We start from the raw sequence: 13,108 nt of genomic DNA, 5'->3' as shown, positions 1-13,108 counted from the left end.
TCAGATTTCGTCAGCGAAATGTTTCATGACGAGGCGGATCGGGTTCGGAGCAGCCTGCCCCAGACCACAGATCGAGGCATCGCCCATGACCTGGCACAGATCTTCCAGCAGATCGGTGTCCCACTTGTCGGCCTGCATCAACTTGACCGCCTTTTCGCAGCCCGCGCGACATGGCGTGCACTGGCCACAGCTTTCATCCTCGAAGAAGCGCAGCATGTTCAACGCCGCGTCGCGGGCAGTGTCCCGATCGGACAGGACCACCACGGCGGCGGAGCCGATAAAGGTGCCATGAGGCTGCAATGTGTCAAAGTCCAGCGGAATGTCATCCATCGACGCAGGCAGCAGACCCGAGGATGGGCCGCCCGGCTGATACGCCTTAAAGGTCTGGCCTTCTAACATACCCCCGGCAGCTTCGATCACGTCCAGAATGGTCGATCCGGCAGGCAGCAGGTAAACACCCGGCTTCGCCACACGGCCTGAGACCGAATAGCTGCGCAGCCCCCTGCGGCCATTCTTTTCGGTGCTGTTGAGGCATTCCGGCCCCTCGCGGCAAACCTTTGTGACCCAGTGCAAAGTCTCGACATTGTGCACCAAGGTCGGGCGGTTAAAGACCCCAACCTGCGCCACGAACGGAGGACGGTGACGCGGCAAGCCCTTTTTACCCTCGATCGATTCAATCATCGCGGATTCTTCACCGCAGATATACGCGCCAGCGCCCCGGCGCAGGTCGATATAACCGGGCGCGACAATCCCGCCAGTTTCCAGCGCGGCGATCTCGCGGCGCAGAATCTCCAGCACCGCAGGGTATTCGTCGCGCATGTAGATAAAACAGGTCTCGGCCTCAACCGCCCAGGCCGCGATCAGCATGCCCTCAAGGAAGACATGCGGCGTGCGTTCAAGATAATAGCGATCCTTGAACGTGCCCGGTTCGCCTTCGTCCCCGTTCACCGCCAGATAGCGAGGGCCTTCGTTCATGCGAACAAAGCCCCATTTCTTGCCCGACGGGAAGCCCGCACCACCCAGACCACGCAGGCCCGAGGACAGGACGTCCTCCTGCACCTTCTCCCAATCGCCGCCCTCGCGCAGCTCTTTCAGCTTGGCGTAACCGCCTTCTGCCTCATAGGCCGAGAAGGTTTCGTAGTCAGGCAGATGCGCATGGGTGTCACCCGCTGCAATCGCGGCCTGCACCTTTTCGGGGGTCGCGTGATCGATGTGGTTGTGACCGATCTCAAGCACCGGAGCGGTGTCACAGCGGCCCATGCACGGCGCGCGGACAACGCGCACTTCAGCGGGGTCCAGCCCGTCTTCCAAAGCCTTTTGCAACTGCTGGGCACCGGCCATTTCGCAGGACAGGGAATCACAGACGCGGATCGTCAGCGCGGGCGGAGGGGTGTCGCCTACTTTCACCACGTCGAAATGGGCATAGAAGGTCGCGGTCTCATAGATTTCAGCCTGACCGATGCGCATTTCGACCGCCAACGCGGCCATGTGATCGGCGCTGATATGGCCGTGCGCGTCCTGAATCAAATGCAGGAATTCGATCAGCAGATCGCGGCGGCGCGGGCGGTCGCCCAGCAGGCGCGTGATCTCGGCCTGTGCCTCATCCGTGAACTGACGGCCTTTGGGCGTATGCCGCCCCTTTCCTTTACCTGACTTCCAGACGCCCTTGGGTGCGCCTGATGGCTTGGTGTCTAATGGTGCCATGATGCCCTCCGATTAAGGCCCCGTGTCTCATCAGACTAGCATATCGTCAAATCGCATATTTTAATCGCACGATAACGACAGATTATCACCGCAATGAGGCGACCACCGTCCTCAGCGCCTCGACCGTCGGCAGTTCTGGATCACGGCTGAGGGTTGCCAGACAGATCGGTTTGCTGACCACTGGATCGACCAGAGGCAGCACCTTCGTCCCCTTCAGATCACCCAAAGCCCGCACCAACACGCGGGGAACAACCGTTGCTGCCAGCCCTTCGCGCGCCATGACCATCGAGGCGGTGAAACCACTGGTTTCAGCCACCACATGCGGGTGCAGGCCCTGTTCGGCAAAAATGCGATCCAGAATGCGCCGGTTCTGCATCTGCGGCTCAAGTAGGCTCAGGGGAAACTCGGCCACCTGCGCCCATGGGATCGGGCCGGAATCCTCGGTCATATGCGCTGGGACCAGCAGTACATAGGTTTCTTCGTACAAGGGCTGTACCTGTCGCAGGTCGGTGCCAATACTGTCGCCATATGTGATGCCCGCATCCAGACTGCCTTCGTCCAGACGATGCTGAATGGCGGTCGCCGACATGGTTTCGATCCGCGACAGGATGCGCGGATGGGCCTGCTGCAAGCGTTTGACCAGGCGTCCAGTAAAGGCAATCGCGGTCGGAATCACGCCCAGGATCAGCGTCCCCGTAATCTCACCCTTGGATGCCTGCACCTGCTGTTCCAGCGCCTTGGTTTCATCCAGAATACGCCGCGCGCGCTGGACAATCATTTCGCCTTCTTCCGTCAGCCCCTGAAACCGATTGGCCCGCCGAACGATCGAGACACCCAGCCGATCCTCAAGATTGCGGATACGCATCGAGAATGCAGGTTGAGAAATCCCGCATTCCTCGGCGGCTTTGGCAAAGTGTTGATGCCGCGCCAAGGCGCTGAGGAGTTGCAGGTCGCGGATTTCTATCATTTGGGAACATCTCGGGTCACGGGCCAACCTGATATCACAGAACGATTTGCAGGAATAAGCGCAACTTTGAATATCCTTGCTGGTAACTTGACTGATTGTCCAAAACCCAGTTCCAAACGCAGTTTTCAGCCGCAAGTGACTGCGCCCAGACCTATCCGTTCAGATTGATTTCCAACTGCTGCCTAAGAGAAACTTCATCCTGAAGCCCCCAGAACTCTGACAGCTTCCCGTCCTTGACTTTATAGATACTGATAATCTTGAACTCGACCTCGCTCCCGGTCGCAGGAACGCCCAACCAGTCGTCGGAATGAGTTCCCCTCAGCGTCTTATAGGCAACAACCTTTTCACCCTCAGCGATCAGCGCTTCGACCGAGGCATGTAAATCAGGGAAGGCCCTTAAGAAGCTTGCATATCCTTGCTTCAAGCCTTCGATACCCCCGACAAAGGCACCACCACCACTTGCCGTGTGGTCGATGAAATCCTCGGCGAACACCTCGCATATGGCATCAAGCGAATGGCCGTTCTGTATGTCGTCTATGTACCTTTGAACTACGGCTTTGTTGGCTTCGACTGTTTCGTTACCCATCGGAATAGAACCAAGTTTGGAAAACTCAGATTCAGATAGCACATTTACTGAAACGATTGCACTTCTTCACGTATTGAACAGGAAATGCATCACGTCACCGTCCTTGACGATGTAGCCCTTGCCCTCTGCTCGCATCTTGCCAGCCTCTTTCGCGCCCTGCTCGCCATTGGCGGCGATGTAATCGTCATAGGCGATGGTCTCGGCACGGATGAAGCCTTTTTCAAAGTCACCATGGATCACGCCAGCGGCCTGCGGGGCGGCGGTGCCAGTGCGGATGGTCCAGGCGCGGGCCTCTTTCGGGCCGACGGTGAAATAGGTTTCCAGGTGCAGCAAGTCGTAACCGGCGCGGATCAGACGATCCAGGCCCGGCTCTTCCAGCCCCATTTCCTCAAGGAACATCTGGGCTTCGTCGTCTTCCAACAGGCTTATTTCTTCTTCGATCTTGGCGCTGATGATGACGTGGGAATTGCCCTGCGCGGCGGCCATTTCAGCAACCTTGGCGGAATATTCGTTGCCCTCGGCCGCTTCTTCCTCAGACACGTTGCAAACATAGAGCACCGGCTTGGTGGTCAGCAGTTGCAGCATCTTCCACGCCTTGGCGTCTTCGTCCGAGACCTCGACCAGACGCGCGGGTTTACCGTTTTCCAGCATCGCCTGCGCCTCGGCCAGCAGGCGATCTTGCTGTGCCGCCTCTTTGTCGTTGCCCTTCAACTTGCGCACCAGGTTGGCGCGGCGCTTTTCGATGCTTTCCAGATCGGCCAGCATCAGCTCGGTCTCGATCGTATCGGCATCGGCCACCGGGTCGACGCGGCCATCCACATGGGTCACATCGCCGTCTTCGAAACAGCGCAGCACATGGGCAATCGCGTCGGTCTCGCGGATATTGGCCAGAAACTGGTTGCCCAGCCCCTCACCTTTCGAGGCGCCTTTGACCAGACCGGCGATGTCCACGAAGGTCATTCGCGTCGGGATGATTTGTTTCGAGGACGCAATCGCCGCCAGCTTGTCCAAACGCTCATCAGGCACGGCCACGTCGCCCACATTCGGCTCGATGGTGCAGAACGGGAAATTCGCCGCCTGCGCCGCGGCAGTCTTGGTCAGCGCGTTGAACAGGGTCGACTTGCCAACATTCGGCAGACCCACGATTCCCATTTTAAAGCCCATCTCGGCCTCCTGAAGCGATACGACGGCGTCTTCTATTCAGGTAAGGGCAAATGCGCAACCCAACCGCTCAACTTGGTTCGAGTCCGGACTGCAACATCACAACCCTGTCAAAGTGCGTGTCTTGATCGCGACTTGATTTTGTTGACCAAACGTAATCATTGTCGGACTTATCGCGAACAGATTGACGAAGATGCATTATGAAATTCCTTCTTATTTTCACTGCTTTCTTACTTTCAGCGGCTACAGCACACGCTCAATCGGTAATCTTCGGAGCAGGCTACGCTGATTTTTCCGATAGCAATGGCGAGGATCAGGCCATCTTTTCGCTGGAATACCAGCACAATCCGTTTCACCAGGCCACCCGGTTCAGTGCGGGCTGGGGGGCAGCACTGACGGTTGATGTCGATGGCGACACGCATATCGGTGCGGGTTTGATCGGCGTCTACTCATTCTCGGACCGCTGGTTCGCCGAACTCAGCGTCCTGCCCGGCTATTACAACGCATCTAATGACAACAACGACTTGGGCGGCAGCTTCCAAATTCGCAGCCTTCTGGGTGTTGGTTACAATTTGGACAGCGGCAACGCTATTTCTCTGGCCGTAACGCACAAGTCCAATGCCAGCACCGAAAGCTTCAACCCCGGTGTGAATGCCCTGTTCCTGCGATATCACTACGGGTTCTAAGCCAATCTGGCCCGGCGGGATTGATTTCCGCGCAAAGTTTCTGCACATCAGGTTCAAACCTGTTTGCAAGGACTGCTGATGACCCGTATCGACGCCAAGTTTGCCGCTCTGAAGGCCGAAAACAAGAAAGCCTTTGTCGCCTATATCATGGCCGGAGACCCTGATTTCGATACTTCGCTCGAAATCGTGAAGGGGCTGCCGGGCGCAGGTGTCGATGTGATCGAACTTGGCCTGCCATTCACCGATCCCATGGCCGATGGCCCGACGATTCAGGCCGCCGGACAGCGTTCCCTGGACGGTGGTATGACCTTGCAAAGAACTCTGGATCTGGCGCGCGCCTTCCGCGAGACGGATGATACGACCCCCATCGTGCTGATGGGGTACTACAACCCGATCTACAGCCGAGGGGTCGACACGTTTTTGGCCGATGCCAAGGTTGCGGGTATTGACGGGCTGATCGTCGTAGACCTTCCCCCTGAAGAAGACGAAGAGCTCTGCCTGCCTGCGCAGGCGGCGGGTTTGAACTTTATCCGTCTTGCAACCCCGACTACCGACGACAAGCGCCTGCCCCGCGTTCTGCAAAATACGTCGGGCTTTGTATACTACGTCTCGATCACGGGGATCACAGGCGCCGCCGAAGCGCAAGCAACGAATGTCGGCCCCGAGGTCGCCCGGATTAAGGCAGCAACGGATCTGCCTGTCATTGTCGGCTTTGGAATCAATACACCCGAAAAATCCCGCGCGATCGCTTCTGTGGCAGACGGCGCGGTGGTTGGGTCCGCGATCGTTAGCCAGATCGCCTCGGGCAAACCGGTTTCCGACGTACTGAGCTTTGTAAAAACGCTGGCCGACGGGGCCCATTCGGCCTGAAAACACTGACAAACCCTAAGATAAGATCAACCGCGGCTGGCCTATACCACCCGCGGTTTTTTTGCGTTCCTTCGGCGCGGCAACGGACCGCAGACATGCGACGTTGCGGCGCCCCCTAATAATTGGTAAGAAAAAAGAACCAATTCAAAAGGCCAAAGCCAAATGCCAGTCATCACAAACATAGAAGACCTTAAACGGATCTACGAACGGCGCGTCCCGCGGATGTTTTTCGACTACGCCGAAAGCGGAAGCTGGACAGAACAAACGTTCCGCGAAAACAGTTCGGATTTCGAAGATATCCGCCTGCGCCAACGCGTCGCCGTGGACATGGCCGGGCGCTCGACCGCATCACAAATGATTGGTCAAGACGTTGCGATGCCGGTTGCATTGGCCCCCGTCGGATTGACCGGGATGCAACACGCCGACGGAGAGATGAAGGCTGCCAAAGCCGCCGAAGAATTCGGCGTTCCCTTCACGCTGTCCACCATGTCAATCAACTCGATCGAAGATGTGGCCGAACACACGACAAAACCATTCTGGTTCCAGCTCTATACAATGAAAGATCAGGACTACGTCGGACGCCTGATCCAACGCGCAAAAGACGCGAACTGCTCGGCCCTTGTTATCACTCTGGACCTGCAAATTCTTGGCCAACGGCACAAGGACCTGAAAAACGGCCTGTCTGCCCCGCCAAAACTGACTGCAAAAACCGTCGCCAATCTAATGACCAAATGGGCGTGGGGCATTGAAATGCTGGGCGCGCATCGGCGGGAATTCGGCAATATCGTTGGCCACGCCGAAGGGGTGTCGGATGCTTCCTCACTCGGCGCTTGGACAGCGGAACAGTTTGACCCCAGCCTTGACTGGAAAAAAGTCGAAAAGCTGATGGAGCAATGGGGCGGCAAAGTGATCCTTAAGGGCATACTGGACGCCGAGGATGCAAAGATGGCAGCCAAGTTGGGGGCCGACGCCATCGTCGTGTCAAATCACGGTGGACGCCAGTTGGACGGGGCGCTCAGTTCAATCCGCGTTTTGCCCGAAATCATTGATGCGGTCGGTGGAGATGTCGAGGTTCACCTGGACAGCGGCATTCGCTCGGGCCAAGACGTGCTCAAAGCATTGGCTCTGGGTGCAAAGGGCACCTATATCGGCCGCGCCTTTGTCTATGGACTGGGCGCAATGGGACAAAAAGGCGTCACGACAGCACTGGATGTCATTCACAAAGAGCTTGATACCACGATGGCGCTGTGCGGTGAGCGCCACGTTGGCGACTTGGGCCGCCACAACCTTTTGGTCCCCGAGGATTTCGGCGGTCGCTGGCAAGGCTGACCATCGGGTTTAGGGGGGCTCTGCCCCCGCCGCCCTTTAGGCGACTCCCCCGGGATATTATTAGCCAGATGAAGCAGGAATCCTTCATTCATCTGGCCTTAGATATCCCGGAGTGCGAGGCAGAGCCTCGCAATAAACCTGATCCCGCAAAAAGCCCTTTCCAATTGCAGTGAATCAAGCTATGGACGCGGCTTCACGCGGGCATACAGCCTTGGAGGATGCCCGCCCTAACATTGGAGAATATATCATGGCTGGTGAGATTCCTGATCTCGTAGCTCTGGAACGGACGGGGACAGGCAAGGGCGCCGCTCGTCAAGCACGCCGCGACGGCATGGTTCCGGGCATTGTATTTGGTGGCGACAAAGAACCGCTGCCGATCAACATCCCGTTCAACGTTTTGTTCAAGCGCCTGAAAGCGGGCCGGTTCAAGTCGACCCTGTGGAACCTGAAGGTTGAAGGACACGAAGACGTGCGCGTCATCTGCCGCGACGTACAGCGTGACGTTGTCAAAGACCTGCCCACCCATCTGGACCTGATGCGCCTGCGTCGGACCACCAAGATCGCGCTGTTCATCCCCGTTGAGTTCGTCAACGAAGAAGAAGCGCCCGGCATCAAGAAGGGCGGCGTTCTGACCGTTGTCCGTCCTGAAGTCGAACTGATGTGCACCGCTGGTGAAATTCCCGAGAAGATCACTGTTGATCTGACCGGTCTGAACATCAACGACGTTGTCACCATCTCGTCGGTTGACCTGCCTGCAGGCACCAAGCCAACCATCGACCGTGACTTCGTGATCGCCAACATCTCGGCACCGACTGGCCTGTCGGCAAGCGACGACGAAGAAGGTGAAGAGGGCGAAGTGGCACCTGATGAGGTCGAAGTCGTCGGCAAGGAAGAAGCCGAAGAATAAATCCGGACACGACGTTCCAGATTTTCCGGACGGGGCCCTTGGGTCCCGTCTTTTCTTTTGGTCTGAACGGGCTGGAAAACTGCCCCTGATCCATGCCATCTACCAATTGAAGATCGGTGCGCAAAGTAAGGACGTGGGAATGAAGCTGTTTGTCGGCTTGGGTAATCCAGGATCAAAATATGCCCGAAACCGGCATAATATTGGCTTTATGGCTGTCGACAGGATCGCGGATGATCACGGGTTCGGGCCGTGGAAATCAAAGTTCCAAGCCGAAATTGCCGAAGGGCGGCTGGGCGGTGAAAAGGTTCTTGTGATTAAACCACAGACTTTCATGAACCGTTCGGGCCAGTCCGTTGGCGAGGCGATGCGCTTTTACAAGCTCGACTCGACCGACGTGACCGTTTTCCATGATGAGCTGGACCTTGCGCCAGGCAAAGTTCGGGTCAAAGCAGGTGGAGGGCATGCTGGCCATAATGGGCTGCGCTCGATCCACGAACATATCAGCCCGGCTTATGACCGGGTGCGACTGGGGATCGGTCATCCCGGGCGCAAGGAAATGGTCTCACCTTATGTTTTGGGTGACTTCGCCAAGGCCGACAGCGACTGGTTGGATGACGTCCTGCGTGGTGTGTCCGACGGTGCTGGACATCTGGCTGACGGAGAGGGCGGCAAGTTCATGAACGCTGTCGCCTTGCGCACAGCCCCACCACGGTCTTCAAAGTCCCCCTCTGAGCCTGCCAAGCCGACTGCAAAGCCGATTTCACAACCAGATTCACAGCCGACACGCGACGACCGATCGGCCATGCAACGGCTGTTGGACAAATTCAAATAGACACACTGACATTGCCGCAACGTACCATTTGCGGATCCCACCCAATCGCGTTCCAATACCACCCGAATATGGGAGGAAATGGATGAGAACCTTTTTGAAATGGGTGCTGCGCATCGTTTTGATGCTAGTGCTGGCCGCGGCTGTTGTTGGCTTCTGGAAACGCGAAGAAATCCAACGCCTTATGGCCGTCAACTCCTTGTTCGCTGAGGACAAGATCGTCCACAATTTCTCTCATATGGACGAAGCCTTTCTAAAGGTGGACTTGCCACGTGGGGACGGCCCAACTTGGGAGCTGCCTTACGGGCCGGGCTTCGATTTGCCCGAAGGCACCGACGGCTGGATCGAGGACCGCACCGTAACATCTTTGCTGGTGATGCAGGATGGGCAGATCCGGTTCGAGGAATATTATTTGGACACCGGGCCGGATGATCGGCGCATTTCGTGGTCGGTCGCTAAAAGCTATCTCTCTTCCCTGTTGGGTATCCTTCTGGCCGAAGGTGCGATCGACTCGCTTGATGACCCGGTCACAAAATACGCACCGGACTTGGAAGGCTCGGCCTATGACGGTGCCACGATACGCAATGTGTTGAACATGGCCAGCGGCGTGACGTTCAACGAGGACTATCTGGATTACGATTCCGACATTAACCGGATGGGCCGGGTGCTTGCGCTGGGTGGCGAGCTGGACGACTTTGCAGCCTCGCTTCAGGACAGCTTCACCACACCCGGGGAAACCTGGCAGTATGTCTCGATTGATACGCATGTCATCGGAATGGTGATCCGTGGCGCCACCGGACGCAGCGTTGCTGAATTGCTGACGGTTCGGATCTTGCAACCGCTCGGGCTGGAGCAGGATGGCTATTACGTGACGGACGGCGCTGGGGTCGCGTTCGTGTTGGGTGGGTTGAATTTCACCACCCGCGACTTTGCCCGATTTGGGCAGGTTGTTTTGCAGAATGGGTCACATAATGGTCAGCAACTTATCCCTGCCGAATGGATCGCCGAAGCGGTCGCGCCCAGCGCACCGACTGAGGCAGGGAAAATCGGATATGGCTATCAATGGTGGATTCCGGTCGGCGCGCATGAGGGAGAGTTTCTGGCGCGTGGTGTTTACGGCCAATATATCTATTTCGACCAAGCCCGCGATGTTCTGATCGTTTCAACCGGGGCAGACCGCAACTTTCGCGAGGCGGGCGTGAACGAAGAAAATATCGAAATGTTCCGCAAAATTGCGCAAAGCCTGTAAGATGGCGTCATGCAGAAGCAGGACAGCATAAATGTGCTGGGGGGTGTTCTGGCTCCCTGCTCGCGCGATCCCCTGACCGGTTTTTTCCGGGACGGGGCGTGCAACACCTGCCCCGAGGATCAGGGCAGCCACACTGTTTGCGCAGTCATGACGGCCGAGTTTCTCGCGTATTCGAAATATGTTGGAAACGACCTGAGCACGCCACGCCCCGAGTTCGACTTTGCGGGTCTCAAACCGGGCGATAGCTGGTGCCTGTGCGCCGGGCGGTTCCTCCAAGCCTATGACGAAGGTTGCGCGCCCATGGTGCATCTTGAAGCAACACATCAAAGGGCGTTGGACGTTGTGCCGCTACGCGTCTTACAGGAGAAGGCGGCACTAGACTAACGGGTCAGGCAAGGATCTCCCGCCCCACCTATACGAGCTCCGGATTCAAAAACGGCGCTGCCAAATGGCGCGCCGTTTCTTAGTCGAACTAAAAGGTTAATCTGCCGTGCGTCCTTCGGTATCCGACATATCGAAATTCAGATACTTGGCCACGGTCTGTACATCCTTGTCGCCGCGTCCGCACATGTTCATGCAGATCAGGTGATCTTTGGGTAGTTCCGGCGCAATCTTCATCACATGGGCAAGCGCGTGGCTGGGTTCAAGCGCCGGAATAATCCCTTCGGTCGCGCAGCACAGTTGGAACGCTTCCAACGCCTCTTTATCGGTGATCGAGACATAGTTGGCGCGGCCAATGTCATTCAACCACGAATGTTCCGGCCCAATACCGGGGTAATCCAATCCAGCCGAAATCGAATAGCCCTCAAGAATCTGCCCGTCTTCATCCTGCAGCAGATAGGTGCGGTTGCCATGCAGCACGCCGGGGCGACCGCCGGTCAGCGACGCGCAATGTTCCATTTTTTCATTGACGCCTTTACCACCAGCCTCAACACCAATGATGTTGACGGATTTGTCGTCAAGGAACGGATAGAACAGCCCCATCGCGTTCGATCCACCGCCGATGGCGGCGATGATCGTGTCGGGCAAACGACCCTCAGCCTTGTGCATCTGCTCTTTGGCTTCCTTGCCGATGATCGACTGGAAATCTCGCACCATCGCCGGATACGGGTGCGGCCCGGCCACGGTGCCGATGCAATAGAACGTGTCTCGCACATTGGTCACCCAGTCGCGCAGCGCGTCATTCATCGCGTCCTTCAGGGTGCCGCGGCCCGAGGTCACCGGAATCACCTCGGCGCCCAGCAGGCGCATACGGAACACGTTTGGCGCCTGACGCTGTACGTCATGCGCGCCCATATAGACCACGCATTTCAGGCCGAATTTGGCGCAGACAGTGGCGGTGGCGACGCCGTGCTGCCCTGCCCCGGTTTCGGCGATGATCCGGGTCTTGCCCATGCGCCGCGCCAGAATGATCTGACCCAGCACGTTGTTGATCTTATGCGCGCCAGTATGGTTCAGCTCATCACGTTTCAGGTAAATCTTGGCTCCGCCCAGATGCTGCGTCAGACGTTCCGCGAAATACAGCGGCGAGGGTCGACCCACATAGTTGGCCCACAAATCGTCCATCTCGGCCCAGAAGGTCGGATCATCCTTGGCCTTCTCATATTCCTCTTCCAGCGACAGGATCAGAGGCATCAGCGTCTCGCTGACAAATCGCCCTCCGAATATGCCGAAACGTCCCTGTTCGTCGGGGCCGGACATAAAGGAATTGAAAAGATCGTTGGCCATGGCTGTCTCCATCGTCGTACCCGTTGTTCATAGGAGGTAGCTGCGGGATTTGCCATGGCAAAACGTAAGTCGCGACACCCAGAGCGGCGCTATTGAGCGGCCTTGATGAACGCGCTGATCAGGGCAGGGTCCTTGACACCCGGCGCGCTTTCCACGCCGGAGGCCACATCAACCTGACGCGCGCCCGTCATGCGGATCGCTTCGGCCACGTTGTCCGGGTTCAGACCACCTGCCAGCATCCACGGTTTGCGCCAATACTTGCGTCCGGCCAACAACCGCCAATCAAAGGCCATTCCATTGCCGCCTGGCAAGACCGCATTCTTGGGCGGCTTGGCGTCAATCAAAAGCTGATCGGCAACGTCGCTGTATTCGTCGATTGCGGCCAAATCTTCGGCATCGGCTACCCCGATCACCTTAATCACAGGCAAACCATAGCGCGCTTTGATTTCACGCACACGGTCAACGCTTTCGGACCCGTGCAACTGCAACATATCAAACGGGGCCGCCCCGGTGATACTGTCCAGTTCCTCGTCCGAAGCGTTCACCACCAAGGCCACTTTAGCCACACCAACCGGCACGGCCTGCATTAACGCGGCCGCTTGCGCGGGCGAGACATAGCGGGGGGACTTCAGGAAAAAATTGAACCCAAGGTACCGTGCCCCGGCCTCGGCCGCGGCGCGCACGTGATCAGGTGCGGTCAGGCCGCAGATTTTAACGGAAATATCCGGCATCAGATGGCCTCAGCTGGCTTCGTCCAGCAGCGCAAGAACTTCGTCTTTACCTTCGTTCTGCTTTTTCTTGAGCTTTTTGACCTCACGCTCAAGCTTGCGGACTTCGCTTGTCTTGGCAGTTGCATCGCGGCGGTGCTTGTGCTCACGCAGCCATTCCCACAGGAAACCAATGACAAGGCCGGCAACCACGCCGCCCAGAACCACAAGGAACAATGGCAGCGACGCACTGAAATTGAAGCCAAGCAGATCGGCAAAGGCCTGTGGCATCAGCGTCAATTCCACGGTTTCGCGGTTGGCAAGAGAAACCGAAATCAGAACGATCCCGAGGATCGCCAGAAAAGCATATCGAAGGTAGCGCATC

Annotated in this window: 14 protein-coding genes; 7 read left to right on the top strand and 7 right to left on the bottom strand. The window is 57.4% G+C overall.

Going from position 1 to position 13,108, the window contains the following annotated elements:
• From ACT2B1_RS05950 to ychF, 4 genes are all read right to left on the bottom strand, one after another.
• Positions 1 to 1,704 carry an NAD(P)H-dependent oxidoreductase subunit E gene (locus ACT2B1_RS05950; RefSeq protein ID WP_481668757.1) on the bottom strand — a complete coding sequence of 568 codons (1,704 nt, stop codon included), beginning with the start codon at positions 1,702 to 1,704 and terminating at the stop codon, positions 1 to 3.
• Between the two features lie 85 nt (positions 1,705 to 1,789).
• Positions 1,790 to 2,671, bottom strand: a complete 882-nt coding sequence (locus ACT2B1_RS05945) for a LysR family transcriptional regulator (RefSeq protein WP_171125769.1) — start codon at positions 2,669 to 2,671, stop codon at positions 1,790 to 1,792.
• 151 nt (positions 2,672 to 2,822) lie between these two features.
• Entirely contained in the window at positions 2,823 to 3,257 is a 435-nt protein-coding gene (locus ACT2B1_RS05940; protein WP_171241070.1) for an ester cyclase, read from the bottom strand.
• A 66-nt stretch (positions 3,258 to 3,323) separates the two neighbouring features.
• Positions 3,324 to 4,421, bottom strand: a complete 1,098-nt coding sequence (gene ychF / locus ACT2B1_RS05935) for a redox-regulated ATPase YchF (protein WP_171121792.1) — start codon at positions 4,419 to 4,421, stop codon at positions 3,324 to 3,326.
• Positions 4,422 to 4,618: 197 nt separating this feature from the next.
• Here ychF and ACT2B1_RS05930 point away from each other — a divergent pair, with 197 nt between their 5' ends.
• From ACT2B1_RS05930 to ACT2B1_RS05900, 7 genes are all read left to right on the top strand, one after another.
• Entirely contained in the window at positions 4,619 to 5,104 is a 486-nt protein-coding gene (locus ACT2B1_RS05930; RefSeq protein ID WP_171121791.1) for an acyloxyacyl hydrolase, read from the top strand.
• Between the two features lie 78 nt (positions 5,105 to 5,182).
• Entirely contained in the window at positions 5,183 to 5,974 is a 792-nt protein-coding gene (gene trpA, locus ACT2B1_RS05925; protein ID WP_171241069.1) for a tryptophan synthase subunit alpha, read from the top strand.
• 162 nt (positions 5,975 to 6,136) lie between these two features.
• Complete coding sequence (locus ACT2B1_RS05920; protein ID WP_171241068.1) at positions 6,137 to 7,303, top strand: alpha-hydroxy acid oxidase; 1,167 nt, start codon at positions 6,137 to 6,139, stop codon at positions 7,301 to 7,303.
• Between the two features lie 247 nt (positions 7,304 to 7,550).
• The gene (locus ACT2B1_RS05915) at positions 7,551 to 8,210 is read left to right on the top strand and encodes a 50S ribosomal protein L25/general stress protein Ctc (protein ID WP_171121788.1); all 660 of its coding nucleotides are present in this window, start codon (positions 7,551 to 7,553) and stop codon (positions 8,208 to 8,210) included.
• A gap of 139 nt (positions 8,211 to 8,349) precedes the next feature.
• Entirely contained in the window at positions 8,350 to 9,042 is a 693-nt protein-coding gene (gene pth, locus ACT2B1_RS05910) for an aminoacyl-tRNA hydrolase (RefSeq protein WP_171125781.1), read from the top strand.
• An 82-nt stretch (positions 9,043 to 9,124) separates the two neighbouring features.
• The gene (locus ACT2B1_RS05905) at positions 9,125 to 10,288 is read left to right on the top strand and encodes a serine hydrolase domain-containing protein (RefSeq protein WP_171241067.1); all 1,164 of its coding nucleotides are present in this window, start codon (positions 9,125 to 9,127) and stop codon (positions 10,286 to 10,288) included.
• 9 nt (positions 10,289 to 10,297) lie between these two features.
• Complete coding sequence (locus ACT2B1_RS05900) at positions 10,298 to 10,672, top strand: DUF2237 family protein (RefSeq protein WP_171121785.1); 375 nt, start codon at positions 10,298 to 10,300, stop codon at positions 10,670 to 10,672.
• Between the two features lie 96 nt (positions 10,673 to 10,768).
• On the opposite strand, the gene trpB is transcribed toward ACT2B1_RS05900, so the two are convergent.
• The 3 genes from trpB to ACT2B1_RS05885 all read right to left on the bottom strand — a co-directional run bounded on the left by trpB (position 10,769) and on the right by ACT2B1_RS05885 (position 13,107).
• Positions 10,769 to 12,016 carry a tryptophan synthase subunit beta gene (gene trpB, locus ACT2B1_RS05895; RefSeq protein WP_171241066.1) on the bottom strand — a complete coding sequence of 416 codons (1,248 nt, stop codon included), beginning with the start codon at positions 12,014 to 12,016 and terminating at the stop codon, positions 10,769 to 10,771.
• 89 nt (positions 12,017 to 12,105) lie between these two features.
• Positions 12,106 to 12,747 carry a phosphoribosylanthranilate isomerase gene (locus ACT2B1_RS05890; RefSeq protein WP_481668756.1) on the bottom strand — a complete coding sequence of 214 codons (642 nt, stop codon included), beginning with the start codon at positions 12,745 to 12,747 and terminating at the stop codon, positions 12,106 to 12,108.
• Positions 12,748 to 12,756: 9 nt separating this feature from the next.
• Positions 12,757 to 13,107: a lipopolysaccharide assembly protein LapA domain-containing protein gene (locus ACT2B1_RS05885; RefSeq protein WP_171122323.1), complete on the bottom strand. Its 351-nt coding sequence runs from the start codon at positions 13,105 to 13,107 to the stop codon at positions 12,757 to 12,759.
• Between the last annotated feature and the right edge of the window lies 1 nt (position 13,108).

It is taken from the genome of Ruegeria sp. S263, assembly GCF_056780525.1.
The sequence above is the reverse complement of the archived record's forward strand: the minus strand, read 5'-3'. Positions and strand labels throughout refer to the sequence as shown.

Coding starts and splice junctions, on each gene's coding strand:
- trpA (WP_171241069.1), top strand. CDS start 5,183: ATGACCCGTATCGACGCCAAGTTTGCCGCTCTGAAGGCCGAAAACAAG.
- ACT2B1_RS05920 (WP_171241068.1), top strand. CDS start 6,137: ATGCCAGTCATCACAAACATAGAAGACCTTAAACGGATCTACGAACGG.
- ACT2B1_RS05890 (WP_481668756.1), bottom strand. CDS start 12,747: ATGCCGGATATTTCCGTTAAAATCTGCGGCCTGACCGCACCTGATCAC.
- ACT2B1_RS05885 (WP_171122323.1), bottom strand. CDS start 13,107: ATGCGCTACCTTCGATATGCTTTTCTGGCGATCCTCGGGATCGTTCTG.
- trpB (WP_171241066.1), bottom strand. CDS start 12,016: ATGGCCAACGATCTTTTCAATTCCTTTATGTCCGGCCCCGACGAACAG.
- ACT2B1_RS05905 (WP_171241067.1), top strand. CDS start 9,125: ATGAGAACCTTTTTGAAATGGGTGCTGCGCATCGTTTTGATGCTAGTG.
- ACT2B1_RS05900 (WP_171121785.1), top strand. CDS start 10,298: ATGCAGAAGCAGGACAGCATAAATGTGCTGGGGGGTGTTCTGGCTCCC.
- ACT2B1_RS05930 (WP_171121791.1), top strand. CDS start 4,619: ATGAAATTCCTTCTTATTTTCACTGCTTTCTTACTTTCAGCGGCTACA.
- pth (WP_171125781.1), top strand. CDS start 8,350: ATGAAGCTGTTTGTCGGCTTGGGTAATCCAGGATCAAAATATGCCCGA.
- ACT2B1_RS05950 (WP_481668757.1), bottom strand. CDS start 1,704: ATGGCACCATTAGACACCAAGCCATCAGGCGCACCCAAGGGCGTCTGG.
- ychF (WP_171121792.1), bottom strand. CDS start 4,421: ATGGGCTTTAAAATGGGAATCGTGGGTCTGCCGAATGTTGGCAAGTCG.
- ACT2B1_RS05940 (WP_171241070.1), bottom strand. CDS start 3,257: ATGGGTAACGAAACAGTCGAAGCCAACAAAGCCGTAGTTCAAAGGTAC.
- ACT2B1_RS05915 (WP_171121788.1), top strand. CDS start 7,551: ATGGCTGGTGAGATTCCTGATCTCGTAGCTCTGGAACGGACGGGGACA.
- ACT2B1_RS05945 (WP_171125769.1), bottom strand. CDS start 2,671: ATGATAGAAATCCGCGACCTGCAACTCCTCAGCGCCTTGGCGCGGCAT.